The sequence below is a fragment of the Pseudomonas sp. ICMP22404 genome (assembly GCF_006227205.1).
GTDB lineage: Bacteria > Pseudomonadota > Gammaproteobacteria > Pseudomonadales > Pseudomonadaceae > Aquipseudomonas.
Genome location: NZ_VCNG01000004.1, coordinates 26924 through 49258 on the forward strand (window position 1 = coordinate 26924; position 22335 = coordinate 49258).

At 60.9% G+C, this 22335-nt stretch carries 20 protein-coding genes; 13 read left to right on the plus strand and 7 right to left on the minus strand.

What is annotated here, in order from left to right; all coding sequences use genetic code 11:
• Window positions 1–10: 10 nt before the first annotated feature.
• From crcB to ftsK, 4 genes are all read right to left on the minus strand, one after another.
• Complete coding sequence (gene crcB / locus FGE05_RS08390) at window positions 11–388, minus strand: fluoride efflux transporter CrcB (protein ID WP_139643768.1); 378 nt, start codon at window positions 386–388, stop codon at window positions 11–13.
• Window positions 385–1710, minus strand: coding sequence for a replication-associated recombination protein A (locus FGE05_RS08395; RefSeq protein WP_139643771.1), 1326 nt, complete (start codon window positions 1708–1710; stop codon window positions 385–387). The genes crcB and FGE05_RS08395 overlap by 4 nt, the downstream gene beginning before the upstream one ends.
• 216 nt (window positions 1711–1926) lie before the next feature.
• Window positions 1927–2550, minus strand: coding sequence for an outer membrane lipoprotein chaperone LolA (gene lolA / locus FGE05_RS08400; protein WP_024779296.1), 624 nt, complete (start codon window positions 2548–2550; stop codon window positions 1927–1929).
• 57 nt (window positions 2551–2607) lie between these two features.
• On the minus strand, window positions 2608–5013 hold the full coding sequence (gene ftsK / locus FGE05_RS08405) for a DNA translocase FtsK (protein ID WP_084213792.1): 2406 nt from the start codon (window positions 5011–5013) through the stop codon (window positions 2608–2610).
• Window positions 5014–5332: 319 nt separating this feature from the next.
• Here ftsK and trxB point away from each other — a divergent pair, with 319 nt between their 5' ends.
• The 4 genes from trxB to infA all read left to right on the plus strand — a co-directional run bounded on the left by trxB (window position 5333) and on the right by infA (window position 8196).
• Window positions 5333–6292: a thioredoxin-disulfide reductase gene (gene trxB / locus FGE05_RS08410; RefSeq protein WP_139643774.1), complete on the plus strand. Its 960-nt coding sequence runs from the start codon at window positions 5333–5335 to the stop codon at window positions 6290–6292.
• Between the two features lie 83 nt (window positions 6293–6375).
• Window positions 6376–7056 (plus strand): leucyl/phenylalanyl-tRNA--protein transferase, encoded by a 681-nt coding sequence (gene aat / locus FGE05_RS08415; protein WP_139643777.1) that lies wholly within the window; start codon window positions 6376–6378, stop codon window positions 7054–7056.
• A gap of 56 nt (window positions 7057–7112) precedes the next feature.
• On the plus strand, window positions 7113–7820 hold the full coding sequence (locus FGE05_RS08420) for an arginyltransferase (RefSeq protein ID WP_139643780.1): 708 nt from the start codon (window positions 7113–7115) through the stop codon (window positions 7818–7820).
• A gap of 157 nt (window positions 7821–7977) precedes the next feature.
• Complete coding sequence (gene infA / locus FGE05_RS08425; protein WP_002553999.1) at window positions 7978–8196, plus strand: translation initiation factor IF-1; 219 nt, start codon at window positions 7978–7980, stop codon at window positions 8194–8196.
• Between the two features lie 220 nt (window positions 8197–8416).
• On the opposite strand, the gene clpA is transcribed toward infA, so the two are convergent.
• Complete coding sequence (gene clpA, locus FGE05_RS08435) at window positions 8417–10687, minus strand: ATP-dependent Clp protease ATP-binding subunit ClpA (protein ID WP_024779301.1); 2271 nt, start codon at window positions 10685–10687, stop codon at window positions 8417–8419.
• A gap of 29 nt (window positions 10688–10716) precedes the next feature.
• Window positions 10717–11079, minus strand: coding sequence for an ATP-dependent Clp protease adapter ClpS (gene clpS / locus FGE05_RS08440; protein ID WP_041023703.1), 363 nt, complete (start codon window positions 11077–11079; stop codon window positions 10717–10719).
• Between the two features lie 241 nt (window positions 11080–11320).
• On the opposite strand from clpS, the gene cspD reads away from it, so the two are divergent.
• Entirely contained in the window at window positions 11321–11584 is a 264-nt protein-coding gene (gene cspD, locus FGE05_RS08445; RefSeq protein ID WP_175362207.1) for a cold shock domain-containing protein CspD, read from the plus strand.
• 77 nt (window positions 11585–11661) lie between these two features.
• Here cspD and icd read toward each other — a convergent pair whose 3' ends face one another.
• Window positions 11662–12918 carry an NADP-dependent isocitrate dehydrogenase gene (icd, locus tag FGE05_RS08450; RefSeq protein ID WP_024779303.1) on the minus strand — a complete coding sequence of 419 codons (1257 nt, stop codon included), beginning with the start codon at window positions 12916–12918 and terminating at the stop codon, window positions 11662–11664.
• Between the two features lie 482 nt (window positions 12919–13400).
• On the opposite strand from icd, the gene FGE05_RS08460 reads away from it, so the two are divergent.
• The 8 genes from FGE05_RS08460 to FGE05_RS08495 all read left to right on the plus strand — a co-directional run bounded on the left by FGE05_RS08460 (window position 13401) and on the right by FGE05_RS08495 (window position 22270).
• Window positions 13401–15626: an NADP-dependent isocitrate dehydrogenase gene (locus tag FGE05_RS08460; RefSeq protein ID WP_139643791.1), complete on the plus strand. Its 2226-nt coding sequence runs from the start codon at window positions 13401–13403 to the stop codon at window positions 15624–15626.
• 233 nt (window positions 15627–15859) lie between these two features.
• Window positions 15860–16306: an NUDIX hydrolase gene (locus tag FGE05_RS08465; RefSeq protein WP_139643794.1), complete on the plus strand. Its 447-nt coding sequence runs from the start codon at window positions 15860–15862 to the stop codon at window positions 16304–16306.
• A 59-nt stretch (window positions 16307–16365) separates the two neighbouring features.
• Window positions 16366–17490: a tRNA 2-thiouridine(34) synthase MnmA gene (gene mnmA / locus FGE05_RS08470; RefSeq protein WP_139643797.1), complete on the plus strand. Its 1125-nt coding sequence runs from the start codon at window positions 16366–16368 to the stop codon at window positions 17488–17490.
• Window positions 17487–18110, plus strand: coding sequence for a high frequency lysogenization protein HflD (gene hflD / locus FGE05_RS08475; RefSeq protein ID WP_139643800.1), 624 nt, complete (start codon window positions 17487–17489; stop codon window positions 18108–18110). The genes mnmA and hflD overlap by 4 nt, the downstream gene beginning before the upstream one ends.
• A 123-nt stretch (window positions 18111–18233) precedes the next feature.
• The gene (purB, locus tag FGE05_RS08480; RefSeq protein WP_139643803.1) at window positions 18234–19604 is read left to right on the plus strand and encodes an adenylosuccinate lyase; all 1371 of its coding nucleotides are present in this window, start codon (window positions 18234–18236) and stop codon (window positions 19602–19604) included.
• An 84-nt stretch (window positions 19605–19688) separates the two neighbouring features.
• Window positions 19689–20855: a cupin domain-containing protein gene (locus FGE05_RS08485; protein ID WP_139643807.1), complete on the plus strand. Its 1167-nt coding sequence runs from the start codon at window positions 19689–19691 to the stop codon at window positions 20853–20855.
• Window positions 20848–21273, plus strand: coding sequence for a GNAT family N-acetyltransferase (locus FGE05_RS08490; protein WP_139643811.1), 426 nt, complete (start codon window positions 20848–20850; stop codon window positions 21271–21273). Before FGE05_RS08485 ends, FGE05_RS08490 begins: the two co-directional genes overlap by 8 nt.
• 235 nt (window positions 21274–21508) lie before the next feature.
• Window positions 21509–22270 (plus strand): secretin N-terminal domain-containing protein, encoded by a 762-nt coding sequence (locus tag FGE05_RS08495; protein ID WP_139643815.1) that lies wholly within the window; start codon window positions 21509–21511, stop codon window positions 22268–22270.
• Window positions 22271–22335 lie beyond the last annotated feature (65 nt).

Genomic DNA, 22335 nt, shown 5'->3' on the forward strand with positions numbered 1-22335 from the left:
GGTCTCTCGTTTAGATAAGTTTGGTCAGGGACAGGCCGGCCCAGGTGGCGAGCAGCCCGCCGAATACGCTGGCAGCCGCATAGCCCAGGGCCAGCGGCACCTGCCCGCTTTCCAGCAGGCGCACCGTATCCAGTGAAAAGGACGAAAAGGTCGTCAGGCCGCCAAGGAAGCCGACGATCAGCCCCGCGCGCACTTCGACAGGCACCTCGGGACGAATCAGGAACAGACCGTATAAAACGCCGATCAGCAGACAGCCCAAGATATTAACGGTCAGCGTCGCGGTATAGAAGTGCCGGGGCCAATTTGCGTTGACCCAATTGCTAGCGGCGAAACGTGCCAGGGTGCCGGCGATACCGCCAGCGGAAACTGCAAGTATCAGGGGAATCAAGGTTTTCTCCGCTGCCGTGGGCTCAGGCGATCCAACTGCGCCAGATGGTTCAGCTTCTCGCCGATCTTCAGCTCCAGGCCACGGGGCACCGGCTGATAGAACGACTGGGGTTCGAGTGCTTCGGGAAAATAGTCTTCGCCAGCGGCATAGGCGTCCGGCTCATCGTGGGCGTAACGGTATTCTTCGCCATAACCCAACTGCTTCATGAGCTTGGTCGGCGCGTTGCGCAAGTGCAGCGGAACCTCGAGGGAACCATGTTCGGTGGCGCTGCGCATGGCCGCCTTGAAGCCCATGTACACCGCGTTGCTTTTCGGCGCACAGGCCAGGTACGTGATGGCCTGGGCCACGGCGAGTTCGCCTTCGGGGCTGCCCAGACGCTCTTGCACATCCCAGGCCGCCAGGCACAGGCTCAGGGCCCGGGGATCGGCATTGCCGATGTCCTCGCTGGCCATGCGCACCACCCGCCGCGCGAGGTACAACGGATCGCAGCCACCGTCGATCATCCGCGCAAACCAGTACAGGGCGGCATCGGGGTTGGAACCCCGTATGGATTTGTGCAATGCCGAGATCTGGTCGTAGAACGCCTCGCCGCCCTTGTCGAAGCGCCGCCGGGTGTCCCCAAGCAGGCTTTGCAGCAGCTCGACACCGATCTCGCTGTCATCCTCGGCCAGGTCCGAAGCATTCTCCAGCAAGTTGAGCAAGCGGCGGCCATCGCCATCGGCGGCTGAACACAGGATCTGGAAACCTTCGTCGCTGAGGCTCAGCTTGCGCTTGCCCAGGCCACGCTCCTCGGTCAGCGCGCGGTCCACCAGCTTGCGCATCGCGGCCTCGTCGAGGCTCTTGAGCACATAGACCCGCGCCCGGGACAGCAAGGCGTTGTTGAGTTCGAAGGAAGGGTTTTCGGTGGTGGCGCCGATGAAGATCAACGTGCCGTCTTCGACATACGGCAGGAACGCGTCCTGCTGGGACTTGTTGAAGCGATGCACTTCGTCGACGAACAGAATGGTGCGCTTGCCGTATTGCCCGGCCTGCTGCTTGGCGACTTCCACCGCCTGGCGGATCTCCTTGACCCCGGCCAGGACCGCCGAAACCGTTTCGAAATGGGCATCGGACACTTCCGCCAGCAGCCGGGCCAGGGTGGTCTTGCCCACACCCGGCGGCCCCCAGAAGATCATCGAATGCAGCGCACCCTGCTCCAAGGCCTCGCGCAGGGGCTTGCCCCGGGCCAGCACATGCTCCTGGCCGACGTACTCATCCAGGTTGGTCGCGCGCAGGCGGGCGGCCAATGGCTGGGCAATCGGGGCGCTTCGAAACAGGTCCATCACTGCTTATGCAACCTCACTTGATCCTGGTGCCGATACTCTCTGCCGGAAGGCCGCTCTGCTGGAGCAGCTTTGTAGGAGCAGCTCTGTAGGAACAGCTTTGTGGGAGCAAGGCTTGCCCGCGATTGCATCGCCTCGGTCTACCTGATGCACCGAGATGTCTGTATCGCGGGCAAGCCTTGCTCCCACAGGCCATATCCCACAGGGGGGCGGCGCTTATTCCTGGATGACGTCGGCACCCTTGGGAATGTCGAACTTGAACTTGGACGCCGCGATCGGCTCGTTGGCCTTGACCCCGGTGAACAGGATGTTGGTACGCTGGCCGACGCTGTCGATCAGTTGCATGTCATTGACCAGGCCGTTGCGGAACGACAGGCGCAGGCTGTCGAACAGACTGTCCTTGGTCTTGGGCTTGAGGGTGAAGTCGATCACGCCGCCCGCTTCCTTGGCCGTGATGTCGAAGCTCTGGCTGATCTTGGAAATGTCCCCCGACAGCAACAAGGCCGGCGTCTGGGTCAGGCGCTGGTCGAGATTCTTGATGGTGACCTGCTCCAGGTCCGGGTCCCACAGGGAGACTTTCTTGCCGTCGGACACCATCAACTGCTCGGCCGGTGCATCGGTGTGCCAATAGAACAGCCCCGGACGCTGGAGCGCCATGTCACCGGCGGTTTCCTGCAATTGGGTGCCGCTGCCGTCCAGGGTCAGCTGGGAAAAGCGTGCGGTCAGGGTCTTGGATGTTTCCAACAGCTGGGTCAGGCGAGCCACATCCTTTTCATCGGCATGGGCCGACAAGGTGGTCAGGGCCAGTACGGGCAACAGCAACATGCGAATCAGGCGCATGGGAGTCCTCATGAATTCGTGGGGGACGAGCGGCGCGTACAGGGCCGCCCGGAGTCATTAGTCGCGCATCGGGCCCGGCGCCAGCACTTCGCGCGAACCATTGGTGTTCATGGCCGTCACGACCCCTGCCATTTCCATGGCTTCGATCATGCGTGCGGCACGGTTGTAGCCGATCTTGAGCTTGCGCTGGACAGCGGAGATCGATGCCCGGCGGCTTTCCAGAACGAACTGCACCGCTTCGTCGTAGAGCGCATCGGTTTCCGCATCCTCGTCGCCACCGCCACCACCGCCCTCGAAACCGCTGCCGGCTTCTTCGACGCCGTTGAGGATGTCGTCGTTGTATTCGGGAGCGCCGCGCAGTTTCCAGGCTTCCACCACGCGGTGTACTTCATCGTCGGAGACGAACGCACCGTGCACCCGGATCGGCAGGCTGGTGCCCGGCGGCATGTAGAGCATGTCACCGTGACCGAGCAATTGCTCGGCGCCGCCCTGATCGATGATGGTCCGCGAGTCGATCTTGCTGGACACCTGGAACGCCATGCGGGTCGGAATGTTGGCCTTGATCAGGCCGGTGATCACGTCCACCGACGGCCGCTGCGTGGCGAGGATCAGGTGGATACCGGCCGCACGGGCCTTCTGGGCGATACGGGCGATCAGCTCTTCGACCTTCTTGCCGACGATCATCATCATGTCGGCGAATTCGTCCACCACGACCACGATGGTCGGCAGCTTGTGCAGCAGCGGCGCCTCGTCGTGGATGTTTTCGCGGTGGTACAGCGGGTCGGTCAATGGCGTGCCCGCCTCTTCGGCTTCCTTGACCTTGGCATTGAAGCCCGACAGGTTGCGCACCCCCAGCTTCGCCATCAGCTTGTAGCGGCGCTCCATCTCGGCGACGCTCCAGCGCAAGGCGTTGGCGGCGTCCTTCATGTCGGTGACCACCGGACACAAGAGGTGCGGGATGCCTTCGTAGATCGACAATTCAAGCATTTTCGGATCGATCATGATCAGTTTGGCGTCTTCCGGGCCGGACTTGAACAGGATCGACAGGATCATCGCGTTCACACCCACCGACTTACCGGAACCGGTGGTACCGGCCACCAGCAGGTGGGGCATCTTCGCCAGGTCGGTGATGACCGGCTTGCCGCCGATGTCGTGGCCCAGGGCCAGGGTGACCGGCGACTTGTGGTTATCGTACTCAGGGGTCGACAGCACTTCGGAGAAGCGCACGATCTGACGGTCTTCGTTGGGGATCTCGATACCCACGGTGGTCTTGCCGGGAATCACCTCCACCACCCGCACGCTGGTCACGGCCAGAGAACGCGCCAGGTCCTTGGCGAGGTTGGCGATGCGGCTGACTTTCACACCGGCAGCCGGCTGGATTTCGTAACGGGTGATGACCGGGCCCGGGTGGATCGAATCCACCGACACCTCGACACCGAACTCCTTGAGCTTGATTTCCAGCAGGTGACCAACAGCCGCCAGGGATTCGGGAGAGTAATTGAGTTGTTTCTTTTCCGCCGGATCCAGGATCGAAATCGGTGGCAAGGTGCCTTCCACCGCACTGTCGACGAACAGCGGTACCTGTTTTTCCTTCTGCACGCGCTTGCTCGGCTCCGGCGCCTTGGCCGGGGCCATGGTGATCACCGGTGGCACCTGCTTCTCGCGCTCGGACATGTGCTTGCTCAGGGCCTGCTCGCGCTCGATCAGGCGTTCCTTGACCTTGGCCTGCTCGCGCTTGTCGGGCACCGTCGGGGCCACCACGTCATGGACCCGGTCGTCCACTTCACGCAGTTGCGCCACCAGTTGCTTGCGCTCGACGCGGGCCGCCCACCAACGATTCACGGCGCCCTGGATCAGTTCGATCAGGTCGAGGGTGATCTTGCCGGTGACGTCCATGACCTTGAACCACGACAGGTCGGTGAACACCGTCAGGCCGAACAGGAACAGGGCGATGAACAACAGCGTGCTGCCCTGGATATTCAAGGCGTTCCTGGCCAGGTCGCCGAGGCTTTCTCCCAGGGCGCCGCCCGCCCCGGCCGGCAGGCCGGTGGGGGCATGGAAATGGATATGGGCCAGCGCGGCCCCCGACAGCACCAGGAACACCAGGCCGATCAGCCGCCAGGAAAACAGCCAGCCGCTCCACTGCCACGGCTCGTGGCGCTGGCGAAAGATCTGGTAGGCCTTGATTGCCAGCAACAGCGGGAAGATATAGGCGAAATAACCCAGCACCATGAACAGGATGTCGGCGCTGTAGGAACCGGCCGGACCGCCGAAGTTCTGCACGTCGTCGATCTTGCTGTTATGGCTCCAACCCGGATCGTCCTTGCCGTAGGTCAGCAAGGCCATCATCAGGAACAGGCACAAGGCACCGATGGCGATCAATGCACCTTCCTTGAGCCGGTAGTGCAATTGCTGGCGCCAGAGCGGAACGACTGTTTTAGGTGCTGCGGTGGATTTCTTCAAAACGCTTCTTTTCCTGCGCCAACGGCGCGTCCATCTGTTGAATGACTATAAAAAACTGCTCATTACAAGCAGGTAAAAAAGTGAATGTGCACAACCAGTACTACTTTTACCACTGAGAGGTGCGTCCAGAAAACCGCAGGTGTTGCCGAAGATGTTGATCTTTAGCCCATCCTGCGTTCAAAACTCAAGCATTGTACGGGTTTGTTGACACCAAGGCATTGCCCGCACGCCGGGTGACAGGGTAGCCGTAAACGGACCGTACAAGCGCCAATTGGACCATGCATTGTCTTTTGTGACAAAGGCTTATGAGGTGTTTTTTATGAACGAAGTGAAGCATTCACGCCTGATCATTCTCGGTTCCGGCCCCGCCGGGTACAGTGCAGCGGTCTACGCGGCCCGAGCCAACCTCAAACCCGTCGTCATTACTGGCATGCAGGCCGGAGGCCAGCTCACCACCACGGTCGAAGTCGACAACTGGCCCGGCGATGTCGAAGGGCTGACCGGCCCGGTCCTGATGGAACGCATGCAGCGGCACGCCGAGCGCTTCGACACGCAGATCGTCTACGACCATATCCACACCGCCAAGTTGCAGCAGCGACCATTCGAGCTCATCGGCGACAGCGGCACCTACACCTGCGATGCCCTGATCATCGCCACCGGCGCGTCAGCCCAGTACCTGGGCCTGCCATCGGAGGAAACCTTCGCCGGCAAAGGCGTTTCCGCCTGCGCGACCTGCGACGGATTCTTTTACCGCAATCAGGTGGTGGCCGTGGTCGGCGGCGGCAACACCGCCGTAGAAGAAGCCTTGTACCTGTCCAACATCGCCAGGGAGGTGCATTTGATCCACCGCCGGGACAAGCTGCGCTCGGAAAAAATACTGCAGGACAAGCTCTTCGAAAAAGCCGCCAACGGCAATATCAGTCTGCACTGGAACCAGAACCTCGACGAAGTGCTCGGCGACGCCAGCGGCGTGACCGGCGCGCGCCTGCGCAACAGCCAGAGCGGCGAAACCAGCACCTTGCAATTGGCCGGGGTATTCATCGCCATCGGCCACAAGCCCAATACCGATCTGTTCCAGGGCCAGTTGAGCATGCGCGACGGCTACCTGCTGGTGCGCGGCGGCAGCGAAGGCAATGCCACTGCCACCGATATCGAAGGCGTATTCGCAGCCGGCGACGTGGCCGATCATGTGTATCGACAGGCCATTACCTCGGCCGGTGCCGGCTGTATGGCCGCGCTGGATGCGGAGAAGTATCTCGATGACATCCCGGCCGCTTGACGGTTAATCTTCGAACCAGTGCTCATGGCGAGGGGCTTCCCCCCTCGCTACATCACCCTCCCCTTCTGCAAGTTCGGACAACAATGCTGACGTGGTTACAACGCAACACCTTCGATTTTCCACCCCTGGAAAAAGCCATGCGCGATCCCAACGGCTTGCTGGCCGCGGGTGGCGATCTGTCTGCGGACCGGCTGATCCAGGCCTATCGCCATGGCTGCTTTCCCTGGTTTTCCGAGGGACAACCGATCCTGTGGTGGTCTCCCGACCCTCGCACGGTGCTGTTTCCCGACGAACTGCACGTCTCGCGCAGCCTGGGCAAGCTCTTGCGCAAGCAGCGCTATAAGGTGACGTTCGACAAGGACTTCGCGGCGGTCATCCAGGCCTGCGCCGCGCCGCGGGCGTATGCTGAAGGCACCTGGATCACCGAAGCCATGCAAACCGCCTACCTGGAGCTGCATCGACGCGGCTTTGCCCATTCGGTGGAGGTCTGGGACCAGGGCCTGCTGGTGGGCGGCCTGTACGGCCTGGCCATGGGGCAGCTGTTTTTCGGCGAATCCATGTTCAGCCGGGCCGACAACGCGTCAAAATTCGGCTTCGCCACCCTGGTCCAACACCTCAAGGCGGCCGGCTTTGTGCTGATAGACTGTCAGATGCCCACCGAGCACCTGCACAGCCTGGGCGCCCGGTCGATCGCTCGCACGGCATTTGCCGGTTACCTCAAGGCGCACCTGGACCAGCCCAACCACGCGACCTGGGTTTGCTGAGCGACATTCTCACCAGTGGCTTACACTTAATCCAAAGCTTATCCCGGGGGTTGATCATGACCGAGTTGGCGCGCTTGAAGTTTTATGCCACTCAACCTCACTCTTGCAGTTATCTGCCCGAAGAGCAGGCCACGACGCTGTTCCTCGACCCTAGCCAGCCCATGGATGTGCATGTCTACGCAGACCTGTCGGAAATGGGCTTTAGGCGCAGTGGCGATCATCTCTACCGCCCCCATTGCCAGCATTGCAATGCGTGTGTGCCGGCGCGTATCCCCGTGGCGCAATTTACCCCTGATCGCCAGCAGAAACGTATTTTCAAGCGCAATGCCGATCTCCAGGTCCGGCCGGCCAAGCCACAGTTCAGCGAAGAGTATTTCGACCTGTACCAGCGCTACATCGAGCAGCGCCATGCCGACGGCGACATGTACCCACCCAGCCGCGATCAGTTTTCGACCTTTCTGGTACGCGACCTGCCCTTTTCCCGTTTCTATGAATTCCGCCTCGAAGGACGACTGGTGGCGATTGCCGTGACGGACTTGCTGCCCAACGGACTTTCGGCGGTGTACACCTTTTATGAGCCGGAAGAAGAACGGCGTAGCCTGGGACGTTTTGCCATCCTCTGGCAAATCAACGAAGCCCGACGCCTGGGCCTGGAAGCGGTGTACCTGGGCTACTGGATCAAGAACTGCAAGAAAATGAACTACAAGACCCAATATCGGCCGATTGAACTGCTGGTTAACCAGCGCTGGGTTGTCCTCAACTAGCGTCCTGTCTCGGAATTAGGCTGTTCATTTTTGGCGGCGTCTGAGACAGGCCACTAGAACCCCTTGGCTTGCCCCCCCTTTTTCGGGCACAATGCACGCCGCTTTTGCCTGGCGCAGTTGCACCGGGCCATTCACTGGACACCGAGGGCTTTACTGCATGTCGAAAGAAGACAGCTTCGAAATGGAAGGCACTGTCGTCGACACCCTGCCCAACACCATGTTTCGCGTGGAGTTGGAAAATGGGCACGTCGTTACCGCGCACATCTCCGGCAAGATGCGCAAGAACTACATTCGTATTCTTACCGGCGACAAAGTGCGCGTCGAGCTGACGCCCTATGACTTGAGCAAAGGGCGCATCACTTACCGCGCTCGCTAACAGGTCAATACAAAACGCCCGGCTTATACCGGGCGTTTTTGTTTGCCTGGGATTTGATAACCACGCAGATCCCATGTGGGAGCGAGCCTGCTCGCGATAGCGTTGGCTCAGCTTGCATTGATGTTGAATGTGTCGGCGCTATCGCGAGCAGGCTCGCTCCCACAAGGACAGACAGCAAAAAGGCGCCTTCCGGCGCCTTTCTGCTTATTACAGGTTTCGATCAGGCCATTTCAGCCGTGGTTTCGAAGTCGAAGGTCAGCTCGCCGTCCTTGATGTCGATGTGGACCACACCGCCATGCTCGGCCAGTTCGCCAAAGAGGATTTCCTCGGCCAGCGGACGCTTGATCTTGTCCTGGATCAAGCGAGCCATCGGCCGCGCGCCCATCGTCACATCGTAACCACCTTCTGCCAGCCAGCTGCGGGCCGCGTCGGTGACTTCCAGCAGCACACGCTTGTCTTCGAGCTGCGCCTGAAGTTCGGTGAGGAACTTGTCCACCACGCTTTTGATTACCTCATGACTGAGGCGACCAAACTGGATGATGGTGTCCAGGCGGTTGCGGAATTCAGGCGTGAAGCTCTTCTTGATCACTTCCATCGCATCGGACGAATGGTCCTGATGGGTGAAACCGATCGAAGCACGCGCCGCGGTTTCGGCACCGGCGTTGGTGGTCATGATCACGATCACGTTGCGGAAGTCCGCCTTGCGCCCGTTGTTATCGGTGAGCGTACCATGGTCCATGACCTGCAGGAGCAGGTTGAAGACTTCCGGATGCGCCTTCTCGATTTCATCGAGCAACAGCACGCAGTGGGGCTGCTTGGTGATGGCTTCGGTCAACAGGCCGCCCTGGTCGAACCCGACATACCCCGGAGGTGCACCGATCAGACGCGATACGGTGTGACGCTCCATGTACTCGGACATGTCGAAGCGCACCAGCTCGATCCCCATCGCCTTGGCCAGTTGCCGCGCAGCCTCGGTCTTGCCCACACCGGTAGGACCGGCGAACAGGAAGGAACCGACCGGCTTGTCCGGCGACTTGAGACCGGCGCGGGACAATTTGATGGCGGTCGACAGCGAGTCGATGGCCGCGTCCTGGCCGAACACCGTCAGCTTCAGGTCACGCTCCAGGTTACGCAGCAGCTCCTTGTCGGAACTGGTGACGTGCTTGGGCGGAATACGTGCGATTTTCGCCACGATGTCCTCGACCTGAGGCACTTCGATGCGCTTGACGCGCTTCTCTACCGGCTGCAGGCGCTGATAGGCACCCGCCTCGTCGATCACGTCGATGGCCTTGTCCGGCATGTGCCGGTCGTTGATGTAGCGCGAGGCCAACTCGGCAGCGGCCCGCAGGGCTTCATCGCTGTATTCGATACTGTGGTGCAGCTCGAAACGCCCCTTCAGGCCGCGCAGGATACCGATGGTGTCTTCCACCGAAGGCTCCGAGACGTCGACTTTCTGGAAACGCCGGGCCAGGGCACGGTCCTTCTCGAAGATCCCGCGGAACTCCTGGAAGGTAGTCGACCCGATGCAACGGATATCGCCCGACGACAGCAATGGCTTGAGCAGGTTCGAGGCGTCCATGACCCCGCCGGACGCGGCGCCCGCACCGATGATGGTGTGGATCTCATCGATGAACAGGATGGCCTGCGGACGTTTCTTCAACTCGCCCAGCAACGCCTTGAAGCGCTTCTCGAAATCGCCGCGGTACTTGGTGCCGGCCAGCAAGGCACCCAGGTCAAGGGAGTACACCACGCTGTTGGCCAGCAGGTCAGGCACCTGGTTGTCGACAATGCGCTTGGCCAGGCCTTCGGCAATCGCGGTTTTACCCACGCCCGCCTCACCCACCAGCAACGGGTTGTTCTTGCGACGCCGGGCCAGGATCTGCGCGACACGCTCGACCTCGGCTTCGCGCCCGACCAACGGATCGATACGCCCCTGGCGCGCCAGTTCGTTCAGGTTGCTGGCATAGGCATCCAGCGGATTGCCCGAAGAAGAAGACTCACCACCCTCCTCGTCCTGCATATCCTGTTCACCTTCGGAATGATCGCCATGCCCAGGCACCTTGGAAATGCCATGGGCGATGTAGTTGACGACATCAATACGGGCAACGCTCTGCTGCTTGAGCAGGAAGACCGCCTGGCTTTCCTGTTCGCTGAAGATGGCAACCAGCACATTGGCACCGGTGACTTCACGCTTGCCCGAGCTCTGCACATGAAAGACAGCACGTTGCAGGACACGCTGGAAGCCCAGGGTTGGCTGGGTTTCACGATCCTCGTCATGGACGGGGATCAACGGCGTGGTGGAGTCAATGAACTCCTGCAGGTCATGCTTGAGTTTATCGAGGTTCGCGCCACAGGCACGCAAAACGGTGGCGGCAGCCTCGTTATCCAGTAGGGCCAGCAGCAGGTGCTCGACGGTCATGAATTCATGACGCTTCGAACGGGCCTCCTTGAAGGCTAGATTGAGGGTGACTTCGAGCTCGCGGTTTAACATGGCTTCACCTCATACCCAAGTGGTCGGCGTTAACCGTCCTTCTCGATTTCACAGAGTAGCGGATGCTGGCTTTCCCGGGCGTACTGGTTGACCTGCATAGCCTTTGTCTCGGCGATGTCGCGGGTAAACACTCCGCATACTGCCCGTCCCTCTGTATGAACGGCCAGCATGACCTTGGTCGCCAGCTCGCGATTCAGGTTAAAAAACACCTCGAGCACTTCGACGACGAAATCCATCGGTGTGTAGTCATCGTTGAACAAAACCACCTTATACATCGGTGGCGCCTGCAACGTAGGCTTTGCTTCCTGAACAGCAATGCCTGCGGAATCGTCGTCATGTAGATCCGGGCGATCCTGATTGAATGTTAGTCGAATCTGGCTGATTGCATGCATGGAAAGAAAGGTTCGTTTAGTTGGCAAATACAGTGATGGGGGCACTGGCTGGCGATTTCAACCACCGCCGCCAGGTCACCTTGACTATCGGCAAAACGGTGTTACAACCAATAGAGCCCATCGCGGGTTAAAAAGGTCCGTGGAATCGATCCTTAAAACAAGATTAGATTGCGGATGAACTGGATGATACTCCAGTGATGGAGTGCGTTGCAGAGGGAAATGGTCTATGTCGGTCGTCAAGATGAGTGGCAAGGTGAAATGGTTCAACAACGCCAAGGGCTACGGCTTTATTCTGGCGTCTGGCAGGGATGAAGACCTTTTCGCGCATTTCTCGGCAATCAGGATGGACGGTTATAAAACCCTGAAGGCCGGGCAGCCCGTGACATTCGAAGTGATCCAAGGCCCCAAGGGCCTGCATGCGGTCAATATTTCGCCGGTCGAGGTCGAAAGCACCTCCACCCCCGAAAAAGTCAAAGTCAAAACCAGAGTCACCGAAACCCACTGACCTGCTGTCATCATCGGTCAACAAGACGCCCGGCTCGATCACTCGAGCCGGGCGTCTTTTATTACACGTCGATCCGCTTACATGTGCGAGATCAAGGCATCGCCGAAGCCAGAGGACGACACCAGCTTGGCACCTTCCATCAGGCGTTCGAAGTCATAGGTCACGGTCTTGGCCGAAATCGCGCCATTGGTGCCCTTGATGATCAGGTCGGCTGCTTCGGTCCACCCCATGTGACGCAGCATCATCTCCGCCGACAGGATCAACGACCCCGGGTTGACCTGGTCCTTGCCCGCATACTTGGGCGCGGTACCGTGGGTGGCTTCGAACATCGCCACGGTGTCGGAGAGGTTGGCACCCGGCGCAATACCGATACCGCCCACCTCCGCCGCCAAGGCGTCGGAGAGGTAGTCGCCGTTCAGGTTGAGGGTGGCGATCACGTCATACTCAGCCGGACGCAGCAGGATCTGCTGGAGCATCGCATCGGCGATGGCGTCCTTGACCACCACGTTCTTGCCAGTTTTCGGATTCTTGAACTGCATCCACGGTCCGCCGTCGAGCAGCGTGGCGCCAAATTCCTCGGCTGCCACCTCATAGGCCCACTCCTTGAAGGCACCTTCGGTGAACTTCATGATGTTGCCTTTGTGCACGATGGTCAGCGAATCGCGGTCATTGTCGACCACATATTGCAAGGCCTTGCGCGCCAGACGCTTGGTGCCCTGTTTGGAGACCGGCTTGACGCCGATGCCGCAATCCTCGTCGAAGCGGATCTTGGTGACACCCATTTCTTCTTTCAGGAACTTGATGACCTTGGTGGCTTCGGCCGAACCGGCTTTCCATTCGATGCCAGCGTAGATGTCTTCGGAGTTCTCGCGGAAAATCGTCATGTCCACGTCGCCTGGCTTCTTCACCGGGCTCGGCACGCCTTCGAACCAGCGCACCGGGCGCAGGCAGACATACAGGTCCAACTGCTGACGCAGGGCCACGTTCAACGAACGAATACCACCACCGACCGGCGTGGTCAGGGGGCCCTTGATGGAAACCACGTAATCCTTGACCGCATCCAGGGTTTCCTGGGGCAGCCAGGTGTCCTGGTCGTAGACCTGGGTGGCTTTTTCACCGGCATAGACTTCCATCCAGGAAATCTTGCGCTTGCCGCCGTAGGCCTTCTGAACCGCAGCGTCCACAACCTTGATCATGACCGGGCTGATGTCGACACCAATGCCGTCACCTTCGATGAAGGGGATGATCGGGTTGTCGGGAACATTAAGAGAATGGTCTGCATTGACGGTGATTTTGTCACCGACGGCTGGAACCTGAATCTTTTGATACCCCATGCTGAACTCCATTGCTTGGATTGAACATCTGGCTGCGTTCGAGCGTACCCCAGTTGAATCGACGCGCAAACCCTACGTTAGGCCCATCGGCGGGAAAGTCGCCCAGTTCGCGGCGTACAAGCCTGAAAAACAAGGGAAAAACGCCAAATATGAGCATAGCCCAGCACGCCGGACCTGCGACGTTTAGACCAATGGACGTGTACGGAGGTCTATGAACCATCGGCAGATTGCCAGCTACCTATGTATAATGCCGCCGCTGACCGCAGGGTCACTACGGCTGACTGCTCTACCAAGGGCCTTCCCGCCAGTTGTAAAGCCGGACCGTTACCGCGGCCCGACCGCTTGACGCTCGACTGATGCACCCAACATCACCGCGAAGAAACCTCGACATTCGGCTCACGGCTGACTTTGAACGAACGCGCTTACCCGGCGCCCCTCGAGTTTCTGCGCATGCTTTAGCAAAGAAGAGAGTTAATCCGAATATGCCCACCCGCTCGAAGATCATCTATACCTTCACCGACGAAGCGCCCGCCCTCGCCACCTATTCACTGCTGCCGATCATCGAAGCCTTTACCGCTTCGGCCGAGATCGCCGTGGAAACCCGCGACATCTCCCTCGCAGGGCGCATCCTGGCCAGCTTCCCCGAGCAACTGGGTGACAAAGCCGTAGCCGACCACCTCGCCGAACTGGGCGACCTGGCCGTTACGCCTGAAGCCAACATCATCAAGCTGCCGAACATCAGCGCCTCGGTGCCGCAACTGCAGGCCGCGATCAAGGAATTGCAGGCCCAGGGCTACGCACTGCCGGACTACCCGGAAACCGTGACCAGCGAAGCCGACAAAGAAGCCAAGGCCCGTTACGACAAGATCAAGGGCAGCGCCGTGAACCCGGTCCTGCGCGAAGGCAACTCCGACCGCCGCGCACCGCTGTCGGTCAAGAACTATGCCCGCAAGCACCCGCACAAGATGGGCGCCTGGGCAGCCGACTCCAAATCCCACGTGGCCCACATGAGCACCGGTGATTTCTACGGCAGCGAAAAAGCCGCACTGATCGACGCCGCCGGCAGCGTGAAAATCGAGCTGATCGCCCAGGATGGCACTGCCACCGTCCTGAAGGAAAAGACCACCGTGCAAGCCGGTGAGATCCTCGATTGCGCCGTGATGAGCAAGAAGGCCCTGCGCGACTTCATCGCCGCCGAAATCGAAGACGCCAAGCAAAAAGGCGTGCTGCTGTCGGTTCACCTCAAGGCCACCATGATGAAGGTCTCCGACCCGATCATGTTCGGTCAGATCGTCGCCGAGTTCTATAAAGACGCCCTGGCCAAGCACGCCCAGGTGCTGGAGCAGATCGGCTTCAACCTGAACAACGGCATCGGCGACCTGTACGCCCGCATCAAGGCCCTGCCGGCCGAGCAGCAGGCGCAGATCGAAGCCGACATCCAGGCGGTCTACGCGGCACGCCCATCCCTGGCGATGGTCAACTCCGACAAGGGCATCACCAACCTGCACGTGCCGAGCGACGTCATCGTCGACGCCTCGATGCCAGCCATGATCCGTGACTCCGGCAAGATGTGGGGCACCGACGGCCAGTTGCACGACACCAAGGCCGTGATCCCGGATCGCTGCTACGCCACCATCTACCAGGCGGTGATCGAAGACTGCAAGGCCAACGGCGCCTTCGACCCCACCACCATGGGCAGCGTGCCGAACGTTGGCCTGATGGCCAAGAAAGCCGAAGAGTACGGCTCCCACGACAAGACCTTCCAGATCAAGGCCGACGGCGTGGTTCGTGTCTCGGACAGCACCGGTCGCACCCTGCTGGAGCAGAGCGTCGAGGCTGGCGACATCTTCCGCATGTGCCAGACCAAGGACGCGCCGATCCAGGATTGGGTCAAGCTGGCCGTCAACCGTGCCCGCGCCAGCAACACCCCGGCGATCTTCTGGCTGGACCCGATGCGCGCCCATGACGGCGTGGTGATCGAGAAGGTCCAGGCTTACCTGAAGGACCACGACACCAGCGGCCTGGACCTGCGCATCATGTCGCCGGTCGAGGCGATGAAGTTCACCCTGGCTCGTACCCGCGAAGGCAAGGACACCATTTCGGTGACCGGTAACGTCCTGCGCGACTACCTGACCGACCTGTTCCCGATCATGGAACTGGGCACCAGCGCCAAGATGCTCTCCATCGTGCCGCTGATGAACGGTGGCGGCCTGTTCGAAACCGGCGCTGGCGGTTCGGCACCCAAGCACGTTCAACAACTGCTGGAAGAAAACTTCCTGCGTTGGGACTCCCTGGGCGAATTCCTGGCCCTGGCCGCTTCCCTGGAACACCTGGGCGTGACCTACAACAACCCGAAAGCGCTGGTGCTGGCCAAAACGCTCGACCAGGCGACTGGCGAGTTCCTGGACCACAACAAGTCGCCTTCGCGCAAGGTCGGCGGTATCGACAACCGTGGCAGCCACTTCTACCTGACCCTGTTCTGGGCCCAGGCACTGGCTGCCCAGGATGACGACGCAGCCCTCAAGGCACAGTTCACCACCCTGGCCAAGACGCTGACCGACAACGAAGAAAAGATCGTTGCCGAGCTCAACGCCGTTCAAGGCAAGCCGGTGGACATCGGCGGTTACTACTTCGCCAACCCGGAGCTGACCAGCAAGGCCATGCGCCCGAGCGCAACCTTCAACGCGGCCATCGCTGCGCTGGTGTAAGGTTGTAAGGAAGCACCACAAACCCCGGCCTTGTGCCGGGGTTTGTGTTTCCAGCCCATTCCCTTCTGGCTGGGGATCAGCTGCAGTTTTTGAATTCACCGCCCCTGTGGGAGCGAGCCTGCTCGCGATAGCGGTTTATCATCCAACACTTGTATTGGCTGACCCACCGCTATCGCGAGCAGGCTCGCTCCCACAGGGCTTGTGTTTCACTATTCAAATTTCGAGGAAACCACATGGATTGGAAACCCCACATCACCGTCGCCACCATCGTCGAGGACAACGGCCGTTTCCTGATGGTGGAGGAATCCAAGGGCGGGCGCGCCGTGCTCAACCAGCCCGCCGGGCACCTGGACCCGGACGAGACCCTGGTCGAAGCCGCCGTGCGCGAAACCCTGGAAGAAACCGGCTGGGACGTCGAGCCCACCAGCGTGATCGGCATCTACCTGTACACCGCCCCCAGCAATGGCGTGACCTACCAGCGGGTCTGCTTCGCCGCCAAGGCACTCAAACACCACCCCGACTATCAACTGGACGACGGCATCCTGGGCGCCCGATGGCTGACCCGCGACGAACTGCTCGAACGACGCGACCATTGGCGCAGCGAGCTGATCATCCGTTGCATCGACGATTATCTGGCCGGCCATCGCCACAGCCTGGCACTGATCCGTCCTTCCCTTTAGCCTTGCGCGCCCGGGCCTGATAGAATCGCGTCCTTTTTCAAGACACTCATTGAATCCCTATGCGTGATCCAGCTCCTTCCGGTACCACCAAGAAGCGCGTCATTGTCGGCATGTCCGGCGGCGTGGACTCTTCCGTTTCCGCCCTTCTGCTGATCGAGCAGGGTTATGAGGTGGAAGGCCTGTTCATGAAGAACTGGGAAGAAGACGACGGAACCGAATACTGCACCGCCATGGACGACCTCGCGGACGCCCAGGCCGTGTGCGACAAGATCGGCATCAAGCTGCATACCGCCAACTTCGCCGCCGAGTACTGGGACAACGTGTTCGAGCACTTCCTGGCCGAGTACAAGGCCGGTCGCACACCGAACCCGGACATCCTCTGCAACCGCGAAATCAAGTTCAAGGCGTTCCTCGACTACGCCATGATGCTGGGCGCCGACCTGATCGCCACCGGTCACTACGTGCGTCGCCGCGACATCGACGGGCGCACCGAACTGCTCAAGGGCCTGGACCCGAACAAGGACCAGAGCTACTTCCTGCATGCCGTCGGCGGCGAGCAGATTGCCAAGACCCTGTTCCCGGTAGGTGAACTGGAAAAGCCCGAAGTCCGGGCCATCGCCGAGAAACACGCCCTCGCCACCGCGAAGAAGAAGGATTCCACCGGGATCTGCTTCATCGGCGAACGGCGCTTCAGCGATTTCCTCAAGCAATACCTGCCGGCCCAGCCGGGCGAGATCAAGACCACCGAAGGCGAAGTCATCGGCCGCCACCATGGCCTGATGTATCACACCATCGGCCAGCGCCAGGGCCTGGGCATCGGCGGGCTGAAAGACGCCGGCGAAGAGCCGTGGTACGTGCTGATCAAGGACCTGGAACACAACGAGCTGATCGTCGGCCAGGGCAACGACCACCCCTGGCTGTTTTCCCGCGCCCTGCTCGCCTCCGACATCTATTGGGTCAACCCGATCGACCTGAGCGAACCGCGCCGCCTGACGGCCAAGGTGCGCTATCGCCAGAGCGACCAGCCCTGCACGCTGGAAAAGACTGCCACGGGCTACCGTGCCACCTTCGACGATCCACAACGGGCAGTCACCCCCGGCCAGTCCGTGGTGTTCTACGACGGCGAAATCTGCCTGGGCGGCGGCGTGATCGAAGTCGCAGAGCCATGGAGCAGCAAGGCATGAGCCCGACCCAGGAGCAACTGACGGCGCTGGGCGGTGTGTTTCTGGCCGCAGTGCTGGTGGACCGGATCGCCAAGACCGGCCAGACCTCCGAGGCCGGCCTGAGCTGCATGCTCGGCAGCCTGCTGGTACGCGACCCCAAGGACACCCTGGAAGTCTACGGCGGCGACGACTTGAACCTGCGTGAAGGCTATCGCGCGCTGATCGGCGCCCTGGAGCGCGATCCCAGCGCCCTGCAACGCGAGCCGTTGCGCTATGCCCTGTCGATGCTGGGCCTCGAACGCCAGCTCGCCAAGCGCGATGACCTGCTGGACACCATCGGCAAGCGCCTGCCGCAGATCCAGTCCCAGGTCGAGCACTTCGGCCCCTCTCACGAAAACGTCGTGGCCGCCTGCGGCGCCCTGTACCAGGACACCTTGAGCACCCTGCGCCAGCGTATCCAGGTGCACGGCGATATGCGCAACCTGCAGCAACCCAGCAACGCCTCGAAGATTCGCGCCCTGTTGCTGGCGGGCATCCGTTCGGCACGGCTGTGGCGGCAACTGGGCGGGCATCGCTGGCAGTTGGTGATCAGCCGGCGCAAATTGCTGAAAGAGCTTTACCCGTTGATGCGCAACGAATAAGTCGCCTCAACTCGTTTTTTACTTCATCACGCGTAATACGCCGGTCAGTTGGCGACGGACCGGCGCTTGTTTTCATGTATGATACGCGCCCCATTTCGTTGCCCGACTGTCCGAGAACACCCCATGCAGCTCTCTTCGCTCACTGCGGTTTCCCCTGTAGACGGCCGCTACGCCGGCAAAACCCAGGCCCTGCGCCCGATTTTCAGCGAGTACGGCCTGATCCGTGCCCGCGTCCTGGTTGAAGTGCGCTGGCTCCAGCGCCTGGCCGCCCACCCCGCCATCAGCGAAGTTCCGGCGTTTTCCGCCGAAGCCAACGCGGTGCTCAACACCCTGGCGGACAACTTCGCGCTGGAGCACGCCGAGCGCGTCAAAGAGATCGAGCGCACCACCAACCACGACGTCAAGGCGATCGAATACCTGCTCAAGGAGCAGGCGGCCAAGCTGCCGGAATTGGCCAACGTCAGTGAGTTCATCCACTTCGCCTGCACCAGCGAGGACATCAACAACCTGTCCCACGCCCTGATGCTGCGCGAAGGCCGTGACGACGTGATGCTGCCGCTGATGCGCCAGGTCGCCCAAGCCATCCGCGAACTGGCGATCCGCTTCGCCGACGTGCCTATGCTGTCGCGTACCCATGGTCAACCGGCGTCGCCGACCACCCTGGGCAAAGAGCTGGCCAACGTGGTGTATCGCCTGGAGCGCCAGATCGCCCAAGTCGCCGCCGTGCCGCTGCTGGGCAAGATCAACGGCGCCGTGGGCAACTACAACGCCCACCTGTCGGCCTACCCGCAGATCGACTGGGAAGCCAACGCCCGCGCCTTCATCGAAGACGAACTGGGCCTGAGCTTCAACCCGTACACCACCCAGATCGAACCGCACGACTACATCGCCGAGCTGTTCGACGCGATCGCGCGCTTCAACACCATCCTGATCGACTTCGACCGCGACATCTGGGGCTACATCTCCCTGGGCTATTTCAAGCAGCGCACCATTGCCGGCGAAATCGGTTCGTCGACCATGCCGCACAAGGTCAACCCGATCGACTTCGAAAACTCCGAAGGCAACCTGGGCATCGCCAACGCGCTGTTCCAGCACCTGGCGAGCAAACTGCCGATCTCCCGCTGGCAGCGCGACCTGACCGACTCCACTGTGCTGCGCAATCTGGGCGTGGGCTTTGCCCACAGCGTCATCGCCTACGAAGCCAGCCTCAAGGGCATCGGCAAGCTGGAACTGAACGAGCAGAAGATCGCCGCCGACCTGGACGCCTGCTGGGAAGTCCTGGCCGAACCGATCCAGACCGTGATGCGTCGCTACAACATCGAGAACCCGTACGAAAAACTGAAAGAACTGACCCGTGGCAAGGGCATCAGCCCCGAAGCGCTGCAAACTTTCATCGACGGCCTGGACATGCCTGCCGATGCCAAGTCGGAGCTGAAGAAGCTGACCCCGGCCAGCTACATCGGCAACGCGGCGGCACAAGCCAAGCGCATCTGACACACGGCTGCACCCTTGAGACGCCCGGCCGCGCCGGGCGTTTTTATTCGCGTCTGAAAAGTATATTTTTTCAATAGGTTACACATGAATCCTGACATTCCTCTGCAACTCCTGGGCGGTATCACGGCACGGGAGTTCCTGCGTGACTACTGGCAGAAAAAGCCGCTGCTGATCCGCCAGGCGATTCCCGACTTCGAAAGCCCGATCGATGCCGACGAACTGGCCGGCTTGGCCCTGGAAGAAGAAGTCGAATCGCGCCTGGTGCTAGAGCACGGCGAGCGCCCTTGGGAACTGCGTCGCGGCCCGTTCGCCGAAGACGAATTCAGCAAACTGCCGGAGCGCGACTGGACCCTGCTGGTGCAGGCGGTCGACCAGTTCGTCCCGGAAGTCAGCGAACTGCTGGAGCACTTCCGCTTCCTGCCGAGCTGGCGCATCGATGACGTGATGATCAGCTTCGCCGCCCCGGGTGGCAGCGTGGGTCCGCACTTCGACAACTACGACGTGTTCCTGCTGCAAGGCCACGGCAAGCGCAACTGGAAAATCGGCCAGATGTGCGACTCCGACAGCCCGTTGCTGCCTCACGCCGACCTGCGCATCCTCGCCGACTTCGAGGCCACCGATGAGTGGGTCCTGGAACCGGGCGACATGCTCTACCTGCCGCCACGCCTGGCCCATTGCGGCGTGGCCGTGGACGACTGCATGACCTACTCCGTGGGTTTCCGCGCACCGAGCGCCGCCGAAGTGCTGACCCACTTCACCGACTTCCTCAGCCAGTTCCTGCCGGACGAGGAACGCTACACCGACGCCGACGCGCGCCCGGTGAGCGATCCGCACCAGATCCAGCACGACGCCCTCGACCGCCTCAAGGGTTTGCTGGCCGAGCACATGAGCGACGAACGCCTGTTGCTGACCTGGTTCGGCCAGTTCATGACCGAGCCACGCTACCCGGAACTGGTGGTTGGCCCGGAACTGGAAGAGGACGACTTGCTGGCCGGCCTGGAACAAGGCGCCGTGATCATCCGCAACCCGAGCGCGCGCCTGGCCTGGTCGGAAGTCGACGACGACCTGCTGCTGTTCGCCAGCGGCCAGAGCCGCTACCTGCCGGGCAAGCTGCGCGAGCTGCTGAAAATGATCTGCGCGGCCGATGCCCTGCACATTGAAAACCTCGGCCCATGGTTGGCCGACGAAGACGGCCGCGGCCTGATCTGCGAGCTGGTCAAACAAGGCAGCCTGGGGTTCGCCGATGAATAAAATCCACGTTCGTGTCGCAGACTGGCAAAAGGATAACGCCGAGATCCGGCGCATTCGTGAGAGCGTGTTCATTGTCGAGCAGTCCGTCCCGCCCGAGCTGGAATGGGATGCCGACGATCAGGGCGCGGTGCACTTCCTTGCCTTCGAAGGCGACTTCCCCATCGGCACCGCACGCCTGCTGACCGACGGTCATATTGGCCGCGTCTCGGTGCTCAAGGACTGGCGCGGCCTGAAAGTGGGCGATGCCCTGATGCACGCACTGATCGCCGAAGCCGAGAAACGCGGGCTCAAGCAACAGAAGCTCAGCGCCCAGGTGCATGCCACGCCGTTCTATGAGCGATTGGGTTTTGCGGTGGTCAGCGAGGAGTTCCTGGAAGCCGGGATTCCCCATGTGGATATGGTGCGGCATTCGGCTTGATACCACGGCGCAGCCTTCGCGAGCAGGCTCGCTCCCACAGAATCAGTGGTGTTCATGTAATTTGTGCACACTCGACCTCGATGTGGGAGCGAGCCTGCTCGCGAAGAGGCCCTGAAGCGTAAGAAACGCCCCGCCATCCACCGATGCCGGGGCGTTTTGCCGTCTATCATTCAACTTGCCCCACCCTGGGCCGACAAACTGGCAATATCAAGCCTTTGTCCCGCGGAGAAATGGAATGTCGCTACGCACCCTCCTGGCCACCCTGCTGCTCGGCTGCAGCCTGTCGGTCATGGCCGATACGCAAATCGTACCGCTGAATTACCGCACCAGCGCCGACCTGCTTCCGGTGGCGCAGAACTTCATCGGCAAAGATGGCCAGGTCAGCGCCTATGGCAATCAACTGATCGTCAATGCCGAGCCCGGCAAAATCGAAGAGCTCCGGCAGTTCCTCGCGCAACTGGACACCGCCCCCAAGCGTCTGCTGATCACGGTCGACACCAACGAAAACAACCTGCAAGGCGATCAGGGGTACTCCATCAACGGCGCGGCACCCAGCCAGACCCGCATCATCAACCGCAGCACGGCCAGCCGTGACGGTGGCGTGCAACAGGTACAAGCCAGCGAAGGTCAACCGGCGCTGATCCAAATCGGCCAGAGCGTACCGTTCACCAGCAACCAGACCGACACCTACGGTCGCATGCAAAGCCAGACCGAATACCGCAACGTCACCCAGGGTTTCTATGTCACGGCGAGCGTCACCGGCGAGACCGTTCATCTGAGCATCAGTACCAACCGTGACCGCATGAGCCAGGAACGTCCCGATGTAGTGAACGTTCAGAGTACCGATACAACTGTCAGCGGACGGCTGGGTGAATGGATCACCCTGGCGGGCGTGAATCGTCAGACCCAAGCCGATAAACAGGGCCTTACCCGCAGCTACTCGACACAAGGCCGCGACGACATGATTCTGCGGGTCAAAGTCGACACCCTGAACTGAAGCACCAAAAACTGACTGATGAGTCGTATTAGACCAAAGATGTAGTGCCACAAAAAAAGCACTAC

Bases quoted from the DNA above. Each gene is read 5' to 3' on its own strand.
- mnmA (WP_139643797.1), top strand. From the start codon at position 16,366: ATGCGTGATCCAGCTCCTTCCGGTACCACCAAGAAGCGCGTCATTGTC.
- FGE05_RS08490 (WP_139643811.1), top strand. From the start codon at position 20,848: ATGAATAAAATCCACGTTCGTGTCGCAGACTGGCAAAAGGATAACGCC.
- purB (WP_139643803.1), top strand. From the start codon at position 18,234: ATGCAGCTCTCTTCGCTCACTGCGGTTTCCCCTGTAGACGGCCGCTAC.
- FGE05_RS08420 (WP_139643780.1), top strand. From the start codon at position 7,113: ATGACCGAGTTGGCGCGCTTGAAGTTTTATGCCACTCAACCTCACTCT.
- FGE05_RS08495 (WP_139643815.1), top strand. From the start codon at position 21,509: ATGTCGCTACGCACCCTCCTGGCCACCCTGCTGCTCGGCTGCAGCCTG.
- clpS (WP_041023703.1), bottom strand. From the start codon at position 11,079: ATGCATGCAATCAGCCAGATTCGACTAACATTCAATCAGGATCGCCCG.
- FGE05_RS08465 (WP_139643794.1), top strand. From the start codon at position 15,860: ATGGATTGGAAACCCCACATCACCGTCGCCACCATCGTCGAGGACAAC.
- infA (WP_002553999.1), top strand. From the start codon at position 7,978: ATGTCGAAAGAAGACAGCTTCGAAATGGAAGGCACTGTCGTCGACACC.
- lolA (WP_024779296.1), bottom strand. From the start codon at position 2,550: ATGCGCCTGATTCGCATGTTGCTGTTGCCCGTACTGGCCCTGACCACC.
- aat (WP_139643777.1), top strand. From the start codon at position 6,376: ATGCTGACGTGGTTACAACGCAACACCTTCGATTTTCCACCCCTGGAA.
- cspD (WP_175362207.1), top strand. From the start codon at position 11,321: ATGAGTGGCAAGGTGAAATGGTTCAACAACGCCAAGGGCTACGGCTTT.
- clpA (WP_024779301.1), bottom strand. From the start codon at position 10,687: ATGTTAAACCGCGAGCTCGAAGTCACCCTCAATCTAGCCTTCAAGGAG.
- icd (WP_024779303.1), bottom strand. From the start codon at position 12,918: ATGGGGTATCAAAAGATTCAGGTTCCAGCCGTCGGTGACAAAATCACC.
- FGE05_RS08485 (WP_139643807.1), top strand. From the start codon at position 19,689: ATGAATCCTGACATTCCTCTGCAACTCCTGGGCGGTATCACGGCACGG.
- FGE05_RS08460 (WP_139643791.1), top strand. From the start codon at position 13,401: ATGCCCACCCGCTCGAAGATCATCTATACCTTCACCGACGAAGCGCCC.
- hflD (WP_139643800.1), top strand. From the start codon at position 17,487: ATGAGCCCGACCCAGGAGCAACTGACGGCGCTGGGCGGTGTGTTTCTG.
- trxB (WP_139643774.1), top strand. From the start codon at position 5,333: ATGAACGAAGTGAAGCATTCACGCCTGATCATTCTCGGTTCCGGCCCC.
- FGE05_RS08395 (WP_139643771.1), bottom strand. From the start codon at position 1,710: ATGGACCTGTTTCGAAGCGCCCCGATTGCCCAGCCATTGGCCGCCCGC.